18 protein-coding genes are annotated in these 16,120 nt (G+C 43.8%); 11 read left to right on the forward strand and 7 right to left on the reverse strand.

The features are described from left to right. Positions 1 to 30 precede the first annotated feature (30 nt). The 3 genes from bmrR to CVV77_RS00925 all read right to left on the reverse strand — a co-directional run bounded on the left by bmrR (position 31) and on the right by CVV77_RS00925 (position 3,109). The gene (gene bmrR, locus CVV77_RS00915) at positions 31 to 867 is read right to left on the reverse strand and encodes a multidrug efflux transcriptional regulator BmrR (RefSeq protein ID WP_100274429.1); all 837 of its coding nucleotides are present in this window, start codon (positions 865 to 867) and stop codon (positions 31 to 33) included. A gap of 72 nt (positions 868 to 939) precedes the next feature. Next, entirely contained in the window at positions 940 to 2,109 is a 1,170-nt protein-coding gene (bmr, locus tag CVV77_RS00920; RefSeq protein WP_003236835.1) for a multidrug efflux MFS transporter Bmr, read from the reverse strand. A gap of 106 nt (positions 2,110 to 2,215) precedes the next feature. Then, positions 2,216 to 3,109, reverse strand: coding sequence for a YegS/Rv2252/BmrU family lipid kinase (locus CVV77_RS00925; protein ID WP_019258843.1), 894 nt, complete (start codon positions 3,107 to 3,109; stop codon positions 2,216 to 2,218). Between the two features lie 159 nt (positions 3,110 to 3,268). On the opposite strand from CVV77_RS00925, the gene brxB reads away from it, so the two are divergent. The 6 genes from brxB to CVV77_RS00955 all read left to right on the forward strand — a co-directional run bounded on the left by brxB (position 3,269) and on the right by CVV77_RS00955 (position 7,820). Then, positions 3,269 to 3,706 carry a bacilliredoxin BrxB gene (gene brxB / locus CVV77_RS00930; protein ID WP_100274430.1) on the forward strand — a complete coding sequence of 146 codons (438 nt, stop codon included), beginning with the start codon at positions 3,269 to 3,271 and terminating at the stop codon, positions 3,704 to 3,706. A 265-nt stretch (positions 3,707 to 3,971) separates the two neighbouring features. Next, positions 3,972 to 4,739 (forward strand): arginine ABC transporter substrate-binding protein ArtP, encoded by a 768-nt coding sequence (artP, locus tag CVV77_RS00935; protein ID WP_100274431.1) that lies wholly within the window; start codon positions 3,972 to 3,974, stop codon positions 4,737 to 4,739. A gap of 79 nt (positions 4,740 to 4,818) precedes the next feature. Continuing rightward, positions 4,819 to 5,478: an arginine ABC transporter permease ArtQ gene (gene artQ, locus CVV77_RS00940; protein ID WP_100274432.1), complete on the forward strand. Its 660-nt coding sequence runs from the start codon at positions 4,819 to 4,821 to the stop codon at positions 5,476 to 5,478. Then, entirely contained in the window at positions 5,471 to 6,193 is a 723-nt protein-coding gene (gene artM, locus CVV77_RS00945; RefSeq protein WP_019258840.1) for an arginine ABC transporter ATP-binding protein ArtM, read from the forward strand. Before artQ ends, artM begins: the two co-directional genes overlap by 8 nt. A gap of 73 nt (positions 6,194 to 6,266) precedes the next feature. After that, on the forward strand, positions 6,267 to 7,235 hold the full coding sequence (locus tag CVV77_RS00950) for an aromatic acid exporter family protein (protein WP_003236825.1): 969 nt from the start codon (positions 6,267 to 6,269) through the stop codon (positions 7,233 to 7,235). 51 nt (positions 7,236 to 7,286) lie between these two features. Continuing rightward, entirely contained in the window at positions 7,287 to 7,820 is a 534-nt protein-coding gene (locus tag CVV77_RS00955) for a L,D-transpeptidase (RefSeq protein WP_100274433.1), read from the forward strand. Positions 7,821 to 7,840: 20 nt separating this feature from the next. Here CVV77_RS00955 and prli42 read toward each other — a convergent pair whose 3' ends face one another. Then, positions 7,841 to 7,933, reverse strand: coding sequence for a stressosome-associated protein Prli42 (gene prli42 / locus CVV77_RS21925; RefSeq protein WP_019258837.1), 93 nt, complete (start codon positions 7,931 to 7,933; stop codon positions 7,841 to 7,843). 89 nt (positions 7,934 to 8,022) lie between these two features. On the opposite strand from prli42, the gene mce reads away from it, so the two are divergent. Genes mce through CVV77_RS00970 form a run of 3 tightly spaced genes read left to right on the forward strand, consistent with a single transcriptional unit; the run spans position 8,023 to position 11,094 of the window. Continuing rightward, entirely contained in the window at positions 8,023 to 8,445 is a 423-nt protein-coding gene (gene mce, locus CVV77_RS00960) for a methylmalonyl-CoA epimerase (RefSeq protein ID WP_029316855.1), read from the forward strand. Continuing rightward, positions 8,438 to 9,961, forward strand: coding sequence for an acyl-CoA carboxylase subunit beta (locus CVV77_RS00965; RefSeq protein ID WP_100275116.1), 1,524 nt, complete (start codon positions 8,438 to 8,440; stop codon positions 9,959 to 9,961). Before mce ends, CVV77_RS00965 begins: the two co-directional genes overlap by 8 nt. Before the next feature lie 17 nt (positions 9,962 to 9,978). Beyond that, the gene (locus CVV77_RS00970; protein ID WP_100274434.1) at positions 9,979 to 11,094 is read left to right on the forward strand and encodes a tripeptidase T; all 1,116 of its coding nucleotides are present in this window, start codon (positions 9,979 to 9,981) and stop codon (positions 11,092 to 11,094) included. A gap of 48 nt (positions 11,095 to 11,142) precedes the next feature. Here the strand turns inward: CVV77_RS00970 and CVV77_RS00975 are convergent, their stop codons facing one another. From CVV77_RS00975 to mifM, 3 genes are all read right to left on the reverse strand, one after another. Continuing rightward, positions 11,143 to 11,871 carry a YqjF family protein gene (locus CVV77_RS00975; protein ID WP_100274435.1) on the reverse strand — a complete coding sequence of 243 codons (729 nt, stop codon included), beginning with the start codon at positions 11,869 to 11,871 and terminating at the stop codon, positions 11,143 to 11,145. 156 nt (positions 11,872 to 12,027) lie between these two features. Beyond that, positions 12,028 to 12,855 (reverse strand): membrane protein insertase YidC, encoded by an 828-nt coding sequence (locus CVV77_RS00980; RefSeq protein ID WP_100274436.1) that lies wholly within the window; start codon positions 12,853 to 12,855, stop codon positions 12,028 to 12,030. Positions 12,856 to 12,884: 29 nt separating this feature from the next. Then, positions 12,885 to 13,172 carry a membrane protein insertion/folding monitor MifM gene (mifM, locus tag CVV77_RS00985; RefSeq protein WP_080010842.1) on the reverse strand — a complete coding sequence of 96 codons (288 nt, stop codon included), beginning with the start codon at positions 13,170 to 13,172 and terminating at the stop codon, positions 12,885 to 12,887. Positions 13,173 to 13,244: 72 nt separating this feature from the next. Between mifM and CVV77_RS00990 the strand changes: the two genes are divergently transcribed. Next, entirely contained in the window at positions 13,245 to 14,489 is a 1,245-nt protein-coding gene (locus tag CVV77_RS00990; RefSeq protein WP_100274437.1) for a DNA polymerase IV, read from the forward strand. 109 nt (positions 14,490 to 14,598) lie between these two features. Further along, entirely contained in the window at positions 14,599 to 16,008 is a 1,410-nt protein-coding gene (gene gndA, locus CVV77_RS00995) for an NADP-dependent phosphogluconate dehydrogenase (protein ID WP_100274438.1), read from the forward strand. Positions 16,009 to 16,120: the final 112 nt, after the last annotated feature.

The following is a 16,120-nucleotide window of genomic DNA, read 5'->3' on the forward strand; positions in this document are numbered from 1 at the left end:
CTTCAAAAAATGCTCTTTTTCTATGCAACATTATTCAGAGATTCGAATTTTCATTTCGACCCGGTATTCTTCTTGTTTTTTCGGTGAGTAATGAATCGGTATGATTAACTCGTAAACATCACTGACAACTGTTAATTGGCGGTCTGTGATATACTTGATAAGCTTCTGTAAGTTGAGAAAATAATGCTCAGGTGAAAAGTTATATGCGATACAAACATATCTGCCTTTAGGGATCGTTGTGATTTCCATATCTGGCGTAATGGCAGAAATTTGTTTATTCGTCAATACAGGCGTAAAGATATGACGGTAAGTCATTTCATCAATGCTGGTGTACGGCTGAAACGAGAAAGTAGCGCCGTAGCTATTGTTCGTAAATCCATCTGCTGATTCGATAAATTTTTTTAATTTGCTGTAGGAGGCATTGAGCACGTTTTCAGGCCCGATTCCCTCTGCCTCTGTCTGAATGATGCGGGTTTCTTCTTCATCTAAAACAAACACCTCGCCGAGCGCGGGATATTCCATCTGCCGTTTCATCCGCTTTTTCACCAACGAAATGGTTTGCTCCAATGCTGATAAAAAGTCTAATTTCTCCCTGATTTGCTTCTCCTGCTCTGTATAAAAAGCAAACAGTTCTTCCATCTCTAAGTCCTGTGCCTTTTTCATCTCTTCTAAAGGTGTGCCGATATATTTCAATGATTTGATCAAATCCAGATGAATGAGCTGGGAATCTGTATAATAGCGGTAGCTTGTATCCGGATCGACATAGGCGGGTTTAAATAAATCAATTTTATCGTAATAACGGAGCGCTTTAATCGACACGTTTGCCAGTTTTGAAACTTCTCCAATTGAGTAATACGACTCCTTCATGCCATCACTCCTTATATGATCAGTATAATAAAGAAGCGCATTCTTTGCAGTACACAAAGAATACGCTTTTTATCACGTGCTGGCTTTAAGATGTGCAGGCGCTTTCCAAGCAATGGTCAGTGCAATGCCTATGGCTAAAGCTACCGTTGCAAAGTAGAATGGATAGTTTACATCGATATCGAACAGCATTCCGCCGATAATAGGCCCGAAAACATTGCCGATACTTGTAAACATTGAATTCATACCGCCGGCAAACCCCTGTTCATTTCCCGCAATCTTTGACAGATAAGTCGTTACCGCCGGCCGCATGAGATCAAATCCGACAAATACGGTGACTGTAACCAGCAGAATTGAAACATAAGAATTCACGATTGTCATCAAGAATACAAGACTCGTCGAGAGAATTAAGCTATACCGAATTAAGTGGATTTCGCCAAACCATCTTGTAAAGCGGTCGAATAAGACGACTTGCGTAATGGCGCCAACAATCGCTCCTCCTGTAATCATGACGGCAATGTCGCTGGCTGTAAATCCGTATTTATGGTCAACGAATAACGCAAATAACGATTCAAATGACGCTAAACCAAAAGATGAAATCAAGATAATGAGAAAAGCAATGAAATACATAGGGGCAAAAATCCGTTTGAAGCCTGTCTTCTGCCCTTTTATGTCCTGATTTTCAGGGTTTCGTTCCGGCTCGCGCAGCGTGAGCATTGATAAAATGGCTGCTAACAATGCAAAGGCTGCCGCAAAGAAAAATGGCAGGCGGGAATGGATTTCCGCTAAAAATCCCCCGATGCCTGGGCCGATAATAAAGCCTGTAGAAATAGCAGCTGACATATAACCGAGCGCTTTCGGACGTGTTTTAATGGTCGTGATATCTGCAATAAAAGCCGTTACCCCGGGCATAATGAAGGCTGCGCTGATTCCGCCAAGCATACGGGATATAAATAAAATCTCAACTGTTTTTCCGATGCCGAATAAAAACTCCGAAACACTAAAGAACAACAGACCGATCACGATCATGATTTTACGTCCGAAGCGGTCAACCCATCGTCCGCCTATTGGTGATACAATAAGCTGTGTAACAGCAAAGCAGGCAACCATATAGCCGACCGCCGTACCCGATAAATGCAATTCATTCATAATGGTGGGCGTTACCGGAATCACAAGCCCGATTCCTAAAAAAGCAATAAATAAATTTGTTAATAATATCATTAAAGTGATATTTTGTTTCTCCATGTGACTTCCCCTTTTTCGAAAGTGTATCTCTTATACTGTAAGCCCTCCTCTTAGGGGAGAGTCAACGGATTTGCAAAATCTTTCTAACAGTGTTCGATCCTTATCGTTATTCATTGGACGGGACAAGCATATCAATGTGCTGTGGCAGCACTTGAATCACCGCAGGCGTATGAGTATAGACTTCTCCATCTGTATCAGCTTTTTTGACAGTGTCTGTTTCAATTTCGATACGGGAGGCCTGAATATAGGACAGCTCTCCGGTAAAACGATCAATTGTGCCCTGTTCCATGCTCATCAGCTCCCGCAATGCGGAGAGGTTGGTGTTGCGGCAAATGAGGATATCGAGTAAGCCGTCTTCTATACTGGCATCCGGCAGGGGAATTCGGTTTGTACCAATATATTGTCCGTTCATGACAAGCAGCATAACGGCTTCTTCTTTAATTTCTTTTCCATCAATTTTTAAGGTCATCGGAAACGATCCGGCAGATGAGACGGTACGCAATGCACTTGTAAAATAGCTGATTTTTCCCAATAATGCTTTTTCCGTTTCGTTAATTTGATTCGATGTTTCTGTAATCAGGCCAATCCCCCAGAAATTTAAAAAATAGCGCTCGTTCATCTGACATACATCTACGCTTGTTTTTTTTCCTGATACAAGCGCTTCCGCCGCCTTTGCGAGATTTTGAGGGATGCCCAGCACTCTTGAAAAGTCATTGCACGTGCCGCCGGGCAAAATTCCGACCGCGGGCTTTCTTTCTAAAGCACTGATGCCGTTTATGCATTGGTGGACCGTGCCGTCGCCGCCGAGAATAAAGACGGTGTCGACAGAATCATCAATGGATTGGCAAAAATGATACGCATCATCCTTTTTCTTTGTTTGTCTAATGATCACCTCATCTAAAGATTGTGATAAAACCGGCACCACAGCCCCTAAAGCTTTTTCTATATTTTTGTTGCCGGCATTTCCGTTATGAATCAGTAATGCTTTCCGGTGGCTCATACAAAACTGCTCCTTTATTTTACATCTGGTTATATAATCCCCTTTTTCTGTAAGCTGTAAACGGAGAGCAAAAAAGTGTGCGGCCAAGCAATGTCATTTGCCGATATGGACGTTTCCTTGCTATCATAAGAACAGATGATGAAAAAGGAGAGGTCTTCATTGAACATGGACTTTAATTTATTTATGAATGACATTGTCCGCCAAGCGAGACAAGAAATTACAGCTGCCGGATACACTGAGCTGAAAACAGCTGAAGAGGTGGATGAGGCACTTACGAAAAAAGGAACGACGCTAGTCATGGTAAACTCTGTTTGCGGATGCGCCGGAGGAATTGCAAGACCGGCCGCATACCATTCCGTTCACTATGATAAAAGACCTGATCAGCTCGTTACCGTCTTTGCCGGACAGGATAAAGAAGCGACAGCGCGAGCGCGTGATTATTTTGAAGGATATCCGCCATCTTCTCCGTCCTTTGCGATTTTGAAAGACGGAAAAATTATGAAAATGGTGGAACGCCATGAAATTGAAGGCCATGAGCCGATGGCAGTTGTGGCAAAGCTGCAGGAAGCCTTTGAAGAATATTGTGAAGAACTATAAGACAAACATCCCGGGTGCCTAGGAGGCCCCGGTTTTTTGTGCATAAAATTCCAAAGGGATATGAATAAATATTAAAAGTTTATTCAATGCAGTTGAACAATGAATCTATTTTTATCTAGTAATATCAAAAAGAGATTGCTGGGAAAATAAGCTTAAAGATAATTTTAAAAATAGTATTGCATAAAGATAAGAAACTGTTTAAAATACAAATTAACGAATAAATATTCAAATACACTAAAAGTAATGAATATGGGGGAAATGGATCATGAAAAAATGGCTCTTATTACTTATAGCTGCCTGCATCACTTTAGCATTATCGGCTTGCGGCTCAAGCAATTCAGGTTCTGAAGGCGGCAAGAAAAAGTTAATTATGGGCACTTCGGCGGATTATAAACCGTTTGAATATAAGGAAGGCGATAATATTGTCGGCTTTGATGTAGATTTGGCAAAAGCGCTTGCGAAGAAGACTGGCTACGAAATTCAAGTGCAGGATATGGACTTCAACAGTTTAATCACAGCACTGAAATCAAAACAAGTTGATTTGGTTTTGTCCGGAATGACACCGACGCCTGATCGTAAAAAACAAGTTGATTTTTCCGATGTGTACTACACAGCGAACCATATGATTGTCAGCAAAAAAGACAGCGGCATTACATCTTTGAAAGATCTGAAAGGAAAAACAGTCGGCGTTCAGCTTGGCTCTATTCAGGAAGAGAAGGGGAAAGAGCTTTCTCCGGAATATGCTTTTAAAACAGAAGACCGCAACAGAATTTCTGATTTGGTGCAGGAAATCAAATCTGACCGCTTTGATGCCGCGATTATCGAAGACATGGTAGCAGAAGGGTATTTCAAATCAAATGACGACCTGCAAGGCTTCGTGATTCCTGATGCGAAAGCAGAGGAAGCCGGTTCAGCGATTGCTTTCAGAAAGGACAGTGAACTGACAGACAAATTCAATAAAGCCCTCAAGGAAATGGAAGATAACGGAGAGCTCGAGAAATTGAAGAAGAAATGGTTCACTGGCGAGAAGTAAAAAAAGCGGCTCAACTTTTCGTTGAGCCTTTTTATTGAATAGGAAATCTTTTTTCCTGTAAGAAAAGGAGACAAAGACTATGAATTTGGATTTTTCAGCAACGATCCCCCAAATTCCTTTTATATTAGAAGGCTTGGCAATTACTTTGAAAATTGTCATCGTATCAGCCATTATCGGACTTATACTGGGTATTGTGCTAAGCTTATGCAAGATCAGCACGTTCCGCCCTCTGGTCTGGATCGCTGATTTTTATACATCAGTGTTCCGTGGTACGCCTTTAGTGCTGCAGCTTATGATTGTCTATTTCGGGCTTCCTCAGCTGCTCGGCTTTCAAATTGACCAGTTTTGGGCTGCGGTTGTCGCATTGTCATTGAATTCCGCCGCTTATGTATCGGAAATTATCAGAGCCGGAATCAACGCCATTGATAAAGGGCAAAAAGAGGCGGCTGTCGCACTGGGTGTCCCGTACGGCAAAATGATGAAGGATCTGCTGTTGCCGCAGGCCTTCAAAAATATATCACCTGCAATTGTGAATGAATTAATTACGTTAACAAAAGAATCGGCGATCGTCACCGTCATCGGGCTTGGTGATGTCATGAGACGCGCTTATCAAGCTGGCGCCGCCACTTACAATTACCTTGAGCCGCTCATTATCGCCGGATTGATTTATTATGTGCTTGTCCTGATTTTAACGTTTATCGGCAAGGCTGTAGAAAGGAAGCTGAAATCCAATGATTAAGGTTGAAAAGCTGTCAAAATCATTTGGGAAACACGAAGTATTAAAAAACATTTCAACAACAATCGCTGAAGGAGAGGTTGTTGCCGTAATCGGCCCTTCAGGCTCAGGCAAATCAACGTTCCTTCGCTGTTTAAACCTGTTGGAAAAACCTAACGGCGGAACCATAACAATCAAAGACAACGAGATCACGAAGCCGAAAACCAACACATTAAAGGTGCGGGAAAACATCGGGATGGTTTTTCAGCATTTTCATCTCTTTCCGCACAAGACGGTTCTCGAAAATATCATGTACGCGCCTGTTAATGTCAAAAAAGAATCAAAACAGGCTGCACAGGAAAAAGCTGAAGAGCTGCTCCGCAAAGTCGGTTTGTTTGAAAAGAGAAATGACTATCCAAACCGCTTGTCTGGCGGACAAAAACAGCGTGTCGCCATCGCCCGGGCACTTGCGATGAATCCGGAAATCATGCTGTTTGACGAACCGACCTCTGCACTTGATCCTGAGATGGTTAAGGAAGTGCTCCAGGTTATGAAAGAGCTGGTCGAAACCGGCATGACTATGGTGATCGTCACACATGAAATGGGATTCGCAAAAGAAGTGGCAGACCGAGTGCTGTTTATGGACCAAGGAATGATTGTCGAGGACGGCAATCCGAAAGAATTTTTTCTTTCGCCAAAATCCAAAAGAGCGCAGGACTTTTTAGAGAAAATATTATAGAATATAGAAAAAAAGAAGAAGGCTGATCGCTTCTTCTTTTTTATTGAAGAAACAAATAGAAATGGAGTCCGACATGTTTAAAATTGGTTACCGCACAATAAAGACCGCGCTTGGAACAGCTTTGGCTATTTATATAAGCCAGCTATTGCATTTGCAAAACTTCGCATCAGCAGGAATCATCACCATTTTGTGCATTCAAATCACACAAAAACGGTCGCTTCAGGCGTCGTGGGCCCGCTTTGCCGCATGCTGTCTGGCAATTCTTTTTTCTTATCTCTTTTTCGAGCTGATTGGCTATCATCCGTTTGTTATCGGAGCGCTTCTCTTGATATTCATTCCGATAACGGTCCTGTTAAAAATTAACGAGGGGATCGTTACCAGTTCCGTTATTATCCTTCATTTATACATGTCCGGCGGCATTACGCTTGCTTTCATTTGGAATGAAGTTCAGTTAATTACGGTTGGTATCGGTGTCGCTCTTTTGATGAACTTGTATATGCCGAGCCTTGACCGGAAGCTGATTGCCTATCGCAAAAAGATAGAGGATAACTTTGCTGTTATTTTTGCAGAAATAGAGCGGTATTTGTTAACTGGTGAGCAAGATTGGACTGGAAAGGAAATTCCGGAAACACACCAGCTCATCACGGAGGCGAAAAACCTGGCGTACCGAGATGTGCAAAACCACATTCTGCGCTACGAAAATCTGCATTATCATTATTTTAAAATGAGAGAAAAGCAATTTGAAATTATTGAACGCCTTCTCCCTAAAGTGACTTCCATCTCCATTACAGTAGATCAGGGAAAAATGATCGCTGAATTTATTCATGATTTGCGGGAAGCGATACACCCGGGAAATACGGCGCACAAATTTCTGAAAAGACTTGCTGACATGAGAAAAGAATTTGAGGAGATGCCGCTTCCGGCGACAAGAGAGGAATTTGAAGCACGAGCCGCTCTCTTCCATCTACTCGGCGAAATGGAACAATATTTAGTGATCAAAAGCTATTTTAAAGGAATAAAAGCGCAAAAATCACTCGCATGATTCGCATGAGCTCTTCCTTCATTGGTCAACCTAATGAAAAAGGAGGAGCTTATGCGTTTTTTCTTATGTTCAATTTTTATGATGATGATTTCACCGATTTGGCCGCTTGGCGAAAACCCGCTGCCGGGGGATCCTTATGTCATTGTCAACAAGAGAACAAACAAACTGGCTGTCATCCTCGACAACAAAGTAGAAGGGGTGTACAGCGTGGCGACCGGAAAAACAGACGATCTGACGCCTGAAGGGGAATTTTCGGTAACAGTAAAAGCGGCGAATCCTTACTACAGAAAGAAAAATATAGAAGGAGGATCTCCTGACAACCCGCTTGGGGCAAGATGGATCGGATTTGACGCGAAAGGAACAGACGGGCGGATTTACGGAATTCATGGGACAAACCGGGAAGAATCAATAGGGAAATTTGTGTCTAACGGCTGTATACGTATGCATAACGATGAGGTCGTTCATCTGTTTCGAACGATTCCGGTGGGTACGAGAGTGCTGATTACGGACGACTCCCGCTCTTTTGAAGAGATTGCTATCAAGCATAAAGCTCTGATAAAAAAGCAGGATGTTCCTAATCAATAAGGCCGCCTGCTTTTTTATCGTTAGAAAAACATGACGATTCCTGAGAGTACAGTTGAAAGAATAAAAACTCCCAAAATCACGATTAAAACGCTTTTCATCAGTTTTTGAGACATGATTTCACTCCTTAGACAATCTGTCTATATTTTAGCGTGTTTTGACTGGGCGGACAAGCGATATCTATTGACGGAAGGCAGGGATGAAAATGAACAGGCTTGACCATATTGGGATAGCTGTTTTTTCGATAGAAGAAGCGAGAAGCTTTTATGAAGATATATTGGGGCTTGCGTTTCTTCATCAAGAAACGGTTGAAGAGCAAAAGGTGAATGTTGCTTTTTTTCAAGCGGGAAGCGTCAAGCTGGAGCTGATAGAACCGTTGACACCTGACAGCCCCGTCCGTTTATTTTTGGAGAAGAAAGGGCAGGGGCTGCATCATGTTGCGTTTTTGTGCACCGGCTTATCTGAACAGCTGCAAGCATTGTCTGACCGGCAAGTTCAATTGATTGACAGGTATCCAAGACAGGGAGCTAACGGGAAAAAGATCGCATTTCTTTCTCCGCGGGAAACAAACGGCGTTCTTGTAGAGCTATGCGAGCCGAAAGGAGTCCAAACCGTTGAACATGAATGAGCATATTGATCATTTATACACGAGACGCAGGCAGGCAGAACAAGGCGGAGGACATGAAAAGCTGGCTCAGCAGCGGCAAAAGGGAAAGCTCACCGCTCGGGAAAGGATCACGTTTCTTCTTGATCAGGACAGCTTTATCGAGTTGAATCCCTTCATGGAAAGTCAAGTGTTAACAAGAGAACAGCGTATGTTAGGGGATGGAGTCGTGACAGGGTACGGCACAATTGATGGCCGCTCTGTATATGTATTTGCGCAAGACTTCACAGTGTTCGGAGGGGCGCTTGGCGAAACCCACGCCAAAAAAATCTGCGCACTGATGGATCTGGCTGCGAAAAATAAGGCACCGATTATCGGGCTGAATGACTCAGGTGGTGCGAGAATTCAAGAGGGTGTGGTATCATTAGATGGATACGGTCACATATTTTACCGAAATGTCTTATACTCCGGAGTCATTCCGCAAATATCGGTTATTTTAGGGCCGTGCGCTGGAGGCGCTGTGTATTCTCCGGCACTCACAGATTTTATATTTATGGCTGAACAGACCGGCCGGATGTTTATTACCGGGCCGAAGGTAATTGAAAAAGTGACAGGAGAACAGGTTGATGCGGAGAGCTTAGGTGGAGCGGGAATACATAATGCCGTCAGCGGAAACGCCCACTTTTCCGGACATACGGAGAAGGAGGTTCTGACAGGAGTGAAAAAACTGCTGTCTTATTTGCCGCTGAATGGTCAGACAGCAGCGCCGCTACCTGAGAAAGAGGCCTCCAGACCGTTATTAAACCGTCTCGTGCCCGCTGACACGACAAAACCGTATGATGTGCGGACGGTAATTAAGGAGCTGGCTGATCCGCAGTCTTTTTTTGAAATTCAGCCGTTTTTTGCGAAAAACATTGTTATCGGGTTTGCAAGGCTGGGTGAAAAAACGATCGGCATCGTTGCGAGCCAGCCGAAGCATCTGGCGGGAAGCCTGACGATTGACGCTGCAGATAAAGCAGCGAGGTTCATCCGTTTTTGCGACGCCTTTGACATACCGCTGTTAACTGTCGAGGATGTTCCGGGGTTTCTGCCCGGTGTTCAGCAGGAGCATAACGGAATTATCAGGCACGGAGCAAAATTATTGTTTGCCTATGCAGAAGCGACCGTCCCAAAAGTCACGCTCATTATCAGAAAAGCGTACGGCGGCGCCTATGTCGCTATGAACAGCAAAGCAATCGGAGCGGACCTTGTGTTTGCATGGCCGAATGCTGAAATCGCAGTGATGGGTTCAGAAGGTGCGGCATCGATTTTGTATGAAAAAGAAATAAAAGCTTCAGCCGACCCGCAAAAGACAAAACGCGAAAAAACTGCTGAATACAAAAAGCAAAACGCCGGTCCATACAAAGCGGCGGCCTACGGAATGGTTGATGACATCATTTTGCCAGAAGAATCAAGGAAAAGACTGATCCAAGCTTTTTACATGCTTGCACATAAGACAGAAGAGAGACCGAAAAAAAAGCACGGTAACATACCGCTTTAACATGGAGGGACTTACACATGGTGAATGAAAAACGCCTGCTGGAAGAATTTTTAGAGCTTGTCCAAATTGACTCAGAAACAAAACACGAAGCAGACATCTGCAAAGTGCTGAAACAAAAATTTTCTGATTTAGGTGTGGACGTTAAAGAAGACGATACAATGGATATCACTGGCCACGGAGCGGGAAACCTGATCTGCACATTAAAAGGGACAAACCAAGCAGATACGATCTATTTTACATCTCATATGGACACAGTTGTACCCGGAAACGGCGTAAAACCGGTTGTTGAGGAAGGCTATGTCAAAACAGACGGCACTACGATTTTAGGCGCTGATGATAAAGCGGGGCTGGCTGCTATGTTTGAAGCGATTAAAGTGCTGAAAGAAGAAAACATTGAGCACGGCACGATTGAATTCATCATCACTGTAGGTGAGGAATCAGGCCTGATCGGAGCAAAGGCGCTTGACCGTTCTATGATCACGGCATCCTACGGCTATGCCCTTGACTCAGACGGAAAAGTCGGAAATATTATTGTGGCCGCGCCGACACAAGCGAAGGTAAGAGCGGCAATATACGGGAAAACCGCACACGCCGGGGTTGAACCTGAAAAAGGCATTTCAGCGATTACAATCGCTAGCAAAGCCATTTCAAAAATGCCATTGGGCCGTATTGATGAAGAAACAACAGCAAACATCGGCCGGTTTGAAGGCGGCACACAGACAAACATTGTGTGCGACGAAGTCCATATTCTTGCTGAAGCACGCTCTTTAGTTCCAGAGAAAATGGAAGCTCAGGTTCAAAAAATGAAAGCTGCATTTGAAGAGGCGGCTAATGATATGGGCGGACGGGCAGAAGTCGAAATTGAAGTCATGTATCCGGGCTTCAAATATCAAGACGGCGACCAAGTGGTTGAAATTGCGAAAAAAGCGGCTGCTAAAATCGGACGGCCAAGCGAGCTGCAAACAAGCGGCGGCGGAAGCGACGCGAACGTGATTGCAGGCCATGGCATCCCAACGGTCAACCTTGCTGTCGGTTATGAGCAAATTCATACAAAGAATGAAAAAATGCCAGTCGAAGAACTCGTTAAAACGGCAGAAATGGTTGTTGCCATTATTGAAGAGGCAGCGAAATAAAAAAGGAAAACCCGAGTGCGCTTGCCCGCATCGGGTTTTTTCTTGCATTCAGCGCCATTGCCTAAGCGGCCAAAATAACACGTCCTGTTTTTTGGCATAATGAAGCAATGGATCTGACGCTGGCAATGCGATGTTGTGAGCATCAGCCATCGTATTGACCGAAAACTCGGCCTTAGCATTTTGGAGAAGCCAAGGATGATGATGAATGTCTTCGTAATAGAGCTTGTTGCGATAAGTGGTATAGAGTCTGTATCGTTCCGTCAGCCAATAATCGAGGGAATCCTCTTCCGCTGTAAAAGGAGCTGAAATGGGCCGGTATGCGGCGCGGAATGCTGCTTCTCCGTCGTCTCTCCGCTTGCTGACATAGTCAATGCCATCACCGTTTTTTTCAGCTTTCATATCCGCGTAAAAATAAGGTAAATGAAAGAACGTGCGAGCGCCCAGGACTGCCAGCCGATGATCAGCATCTAAGCTGAAAAAATAAATGCCGGGCTTGCCTTTATAAGTGACATAGGTGCGGAGGTTAAGCTCAGGAAATGCACGCGCACCGGGAATGGAAGGAAGAAAACGCGCCCTCAGGTTCGTGAGCATAAAGGGAAGCATGCTGATCCAAGCTTGTCCGTTATATGTATCTAACTCTAAAACCGGCGGAATCATAGCCCGAAGGTTAGAAGCATCAACAGGCCAGTGGGCAAATAAGACATCATTCCAAGTTTGCCTCATAATCCAGATTCCTTCAGGCACAGAACTATTTTTTTGCTCAGCGCGATCTGTCACGTTTATACTCCTTTCATTTAGATGTGAGTAAAGGTATTCCCGATTTGTTACTTTTTAAACGATACGGCTGTTTTTTAGGATGACCATTTTCGCGTCAGCCATGACAGTGGTAAGATACAAAAAAACAACCCCGGCTTTTTGCTCGGGGTTGTTTCATTATTTGACCGGCTCAGTAAGACCGGCTGTCTTTTTACTTTTATGATGCGTCATCTGAAGGACGATGTTTTGCACTGTCAGGAACAGCCCGCTTGTGAACCAGTACAGCGGAAGGGCTGCCGGAACATTAAGCGAGAAAATCGTCATCATCACAGGGAAGATGAACACCATCAGTTTTGCAGATTGCTGCGCCGCCGGGTTTTGCGGGACAGCGGAATATTTCGCGCTCAGTTTTTGAGCGACATAGGCTTGGATAAAGTACATAGCTCCCGCACTAAGAGACACGAGAATGTCAGATTGTCCTAAACTGAACCATAAAAACGAGTGTGACGCAATTTCAGGTGTAGAGCGAATCGCGTAATAAAACCCAATCACAATAGGAAACTGAATCAGCATTGGGAGACATCCCATGGCAAGCGGATTAATATTGTGCTCTTGGTACAGCTTCATCATTTCCATTTGCAGTTCTTTTTGCTTTTCCGGCTCCTTCGTCTTTTTCAATTTGGCCTGAATGCTGTCAACCTGAGGTTTAATAACGGCCATTTTCTCTTGGAACATGCGCTGTTTCTTGAACTGATTGACAAACAAAGGCAGTACAACGACACGCACAATAATGGTGACGAGAATAATAGACAGTCCGTATTCTCCGTGAAACAGCCCGGCAACACCCTTAAGCAGAGCAGAAAACGGTTCGATTAAATAGTCGTGGAAAAAACCGACGTTGCTGAGGCCTCCCACCTGATTAGTCGCCGCGAAAGCAGCATTTCCCGAGCATAATACGATCAAAAAGATACCCATAGCCAAAAGTTTTTGATATGTTTTTAACAATTTGTTCTCCTCCTTTTTATAAATGCGGTTTATAAAAGAAGAGAACTGGCGTCTTCATCATCGTTCACAGGCGAATTCATGCGGAAGACTTTACGTATCCAAGTTGTAATGCGATGATATATAATAATAAGAAAGTCTGTTCGGTTAATTTGAAAGACCGTCTGATGTTCATCTGTTCGTTTTGATTTCCATTGCTCGCCGGCACGGCACTCTCGTAAGAGGAATGCAATCCCGATTGCCGTCAGAGTCGGAAGAATAATTGTGAAAAAATCGACTAAGAATAAAACGTCATTTATCGATTCCACAAACATTGTAATCACATCCATTCAATACCTTCATTTTACTATATGTACAAGCCGTTGTCTAATGAACGGAAAGGAGATTTATTTATGCTTGGAAAGGGCCGAATTATTTTCCATATTGATATGAATAGTTTTTACGCATCGGTGGAAATGGCATATGACCCGGCCCTCCGAGGGAAGCCGGTTGCAGTTGCCGGAAACGTAAAGGAGCGAAAGGGCATCGTGGTGACATGCAGCTACGAAGCAAGAGCGCGCGGCGTCAAAACAACGATGCCGGTTTGGGAAGCGAAGCGCAATTGCCCTGAACTTATCGTTCTTCCGCCGAATTTTGACCGCTATAGAAGCTCTTCAAGAGCGATGTTTAACATCCTTCGTGAATATACTGACTTGGTGGAGCCTGTCTCCATCGACGAAGGCTATATGGACATGACTGATACACCATACAGCAGCCGCGCTCTGGAGACGGCAATAGAAATCCAAAGCAGGCTGCAAAAAGAGCTGCTGCTTCCGTCAAGCATAGGAATCGCGCCGAATAAATTTCTTGCTAAGATGGCGTCTGATATGAAAAAGCCGCTAGGCATCACGGTTTTAAGAAAAAGACAAGTGCCTGATATCCTTTGGCCGCTTCCTGTTGGAGAGATGCACGGAGTTGGCAAAAAGACAGCGGAAAAGCTGAAGGGACTCGGCATTCATACGATTGGAGAGCTAGCGGCAGCTGATGAGCACTCGCTGAAACGTCTGCTGGGCATCAATGGGCCGCGCCTTAAAAATAAAGCAAACGGCATTCACCATGCGCCAGTTGACCCGGAGCGCATTTACGAATTTAAAAGCGTCGGCAACTCATCGACACTATCACATGATTCCAGTGATGAAGAAGAGCTGTTAGGCGTTTTCAGAAAACTGGCCGCTTCCGTTAGTGACCGCTTACAGCGCAAGGAAGTCATGGCTTCGAAGCTTTTTATTATGATTAGATATGCAGATTGGAAAACCATCACGAGAAGTATCACGCTGAAAAATCCGATCGATCAAAAAAATGAAATTATGAAAGAAGCGGAGCACCTCTTTTTTAAACATTGGAATAAAAATCCTGTCAGGCTGCTTGGCATTACCGGAACTGATTTAGTAGAAAAAGAGCAGGCCTATAAGCAGCTCGATTTGTTCAGTTTTAATGAAGAAGCGAAGGATGAGCCAATTCAGCAGATGATGGAAAAGCTGAATGATAAGTACGGCTCCAAACTGATCAGAAAAGGGGCAAGGATAAAAAAAGAGGAGAGCAAAACGAAGGGAACAAGCTTTAATAAAGATTTTTTTCAGGATGAAAAGAAAAGTTGAATAGCTTGAAAAAAAGGGTGGAAGTATGGTAATTTCTTTATTATAAATATCATTTTATTTTAATTTAAATTTTAAAATGATTAAACGTTTGCAGAAGGGACGTTAGAATATGTCAAAACAACAAATCGGAGTTATCGGTCTTGCGGTCATGGGTAAAAATCTGGCTTTAAATATCGAAAGCCGGGGATTTTCTGTTTCTGTTTACAACAGATCAAGCAGTAAAACTGAGGAGTTTCTGCAGGAGGCAAAAGGCAAAAATGTTGTTGGCACATACAGCATTGAAGAGTTTGTCCAATCCTTGGAAACACCGCGCAAAATCTTATTAATGGTTAAAGCGGGAACTGCAACAGATGCGACAATTCAATCTCTTCTTCCTCATCTAGAAAAGGATGATATTTTAATTGACGGCGGTAATACATACTATAAAGATACACAGCGCCGTAACAAAGAGCTCGCTGAAAGCGGCATTCATTTTATCGGAACAGGCGTTTCCGGCGGAGAAGAAGGAGCGCTTAAAGGGCCTTCTATCATGCCTGGCGGACAAAAAGAAGCACATGAGCTTGTGAAGCCGATTCTTGAAGCGATTTCTGCAAAAGTTGACGGAGAACCTTGTACCACATATATCGGTCCAGACGGTGCCGGCCATTATGTGAAAATGGTCCACAACGGTATTGAATACGGAGATATGCAGCTGATTTCTGAATCTTACTTCATTCTGAAACAGGTGCTCGGTCTTTCAGCTGATGAGCTTCACGAAGTTTTCGCTGAATGGAATAAAGGTGAGCTTGACAGCTACCTGATTGAGATTACAGCTGATATCTTTACGAAAAAAGACGAAGAAACAGGCAAACCGCTTGTTGATGTGATTCTTGATAAAGCAGGCCAAAAAGGAACAGGAAAATGGACAAGCCAAAGCGCGCTTGACTTAGGTGTTCCGCTTCCGATTATTACTGAGTCTGTATTCGCGCGTTTTATCTCAGCTATGAAGGAAGAACGTGTGAAAGCGAGCGGCATTCTTTCAGGGCCAGAAGTGAAGCCTGTTACGGAAAATAAAGAAGAGCTGATTGAAGCAGTCAGAAAAGCGCTGTTCATGAGTAAAATTTGTTCTTACGCGCAAGGATTTGCCCAAATGAAAGCTGCTTCTGAAGAATATAACTGGGATCTGAAATATGGCGAAATCGCTATGATCTTCCGCGGCGGCTGCATCATTCGCGCAGCATTCCTTCAAAAGATTAAAGAAGCTTACGATCGCGAACCTGAGCTTGATAACCTGCTTCTAGACAGCTACTTCAAAAATATTGTGGAAAGCTACCAAGGAGCGCTTCGCCAAGTGATTTCACTTGCAGTTGCCCAAGGTGTGCCGGTGCCGTCATTCTCAAGCGCATTAGCTTACTATGACAGCTACCGTACAGCCGTACTGCCTGCAAACCTAATCCAAGCACAGCGTGACTACTTTGGCGCCCATACTTATGAGCGTACTGATAAAGAAGGTATCTTCCATACTGAATGGATGAAGTGATCAATAGAAACCCCCGAAGTCTTTAAGCTTCGGGGGTTTTTGTTATTAAAGAATGTCTTAAGGGATATGGCAGTCTTGACAGCTGCAAAAAAAGCCGAAAATGCTCACAAGC

This window comes from Bacillus sp. SN1 (assembly GCF_002796895.1).
GTDB classification, from domain to species: domain Bacteria; phylum Bacillota; class Bacilli; order Bacillales; family Bacillaceae; genus Bacillus; species Bacillus inaquosorum.

Excerpts from the sequence above, each read along its gene's own strand:
- bmrR (WP_100274429.1), bottom strand. The coding sequence starts at position 867 with ATGAAGGAGTCGTATTACTCAATTGGAGAAGTTTCAAAACTGGCAAAC.
- bmr (WP_003236835.1), bottom strand. The coding sequence starts at position 2,109 with ATGGAGAAACAAAATATCACTTTAATGATATTATTAACAAATTTATTT.
- CVV77_RS00925 (WP_019258843.1), bottom strand. The coding sequence starts at position 3,109 with ATGAGCCACCGGAAAGCATTACTGATTCATAACGGAAATGCCGGCAAC.
- artP (WP_100274431.1), top strand. The coding sequence starts at position 3,972 with ATGAAAAAATGGCTCTTATTACTTATAGCTGCCTGCATCACTTTAGCA.
- artQ (WP_100274432.1), top strand. The coding sequence starts at position 4,819 with ATGAATTTGGATTTTTCAGCAACGATCCCCCAAATTCCTTTTATATTA.
- artM (WP_019258840.1), top strand. The coding sequence starts at position 5,471 with ATGATTAAGGTTGAAAAGCTGTCAAAATCATTTGGGAAACACGAAGTA.
- CVV77_RS00950 (WP_003236825.1), top strand. The coding sequence starts at position 6,267 with ATGTTTAAAATTGGTTACCGCACAATAAAGACCGCGCTTGGAACAGCT.
- CVV77_RS00955 (WP_100274433.1), top strand. The coding sequence starts at position 7,287 with ATGCGTTTTTTCTTATGTTCAATTTTTATGATGATGATTTCACCGATT.
- prli42 (WP_019258837.1), bottom strand. The coding sequence starts at position 7,933 with ATGTCTCAAAAACTGATGAAAAGCGTTTTAATCGTGATTTTGGGAGTT.
- mce (WP_029316855.1), top strand. The coding sequence starts at position 8,023 with ATGAACAGGCTTGACCATATTGGGATAGCTGTTTTTTCGATAGAAGAA.
- CVV77_RS00965 (WP_100275116.1), top strand. The coding sequence starts at position 8,438 with ATGAATGAGCATATTGATCATTTATACACGAGACGCAGGCAGGCAGAA.
- CVV77_RS00970 (WP_100274434.1), top strand. The coding sequence starts at position 9,979 with ATGGTGAATGAAAAACGCCTGCTGGAAGAATTTTTAGAGCTTGTCCAA.
- CVV77_RS00990 (WP_100274437.1), top strand. The coding sequence starts at position 13,245 with ATGCTTGGAAAGGGCCGAATTATTTTCCATATTGATATGAATAGTTTT.
- gndA (WP_100274438.1), top strand. The coding sequence starts at position 14,599 with ATGTCAAAACAACAAATCGGAGTTATCGGTCTTGCGGTCATGGGTAAA.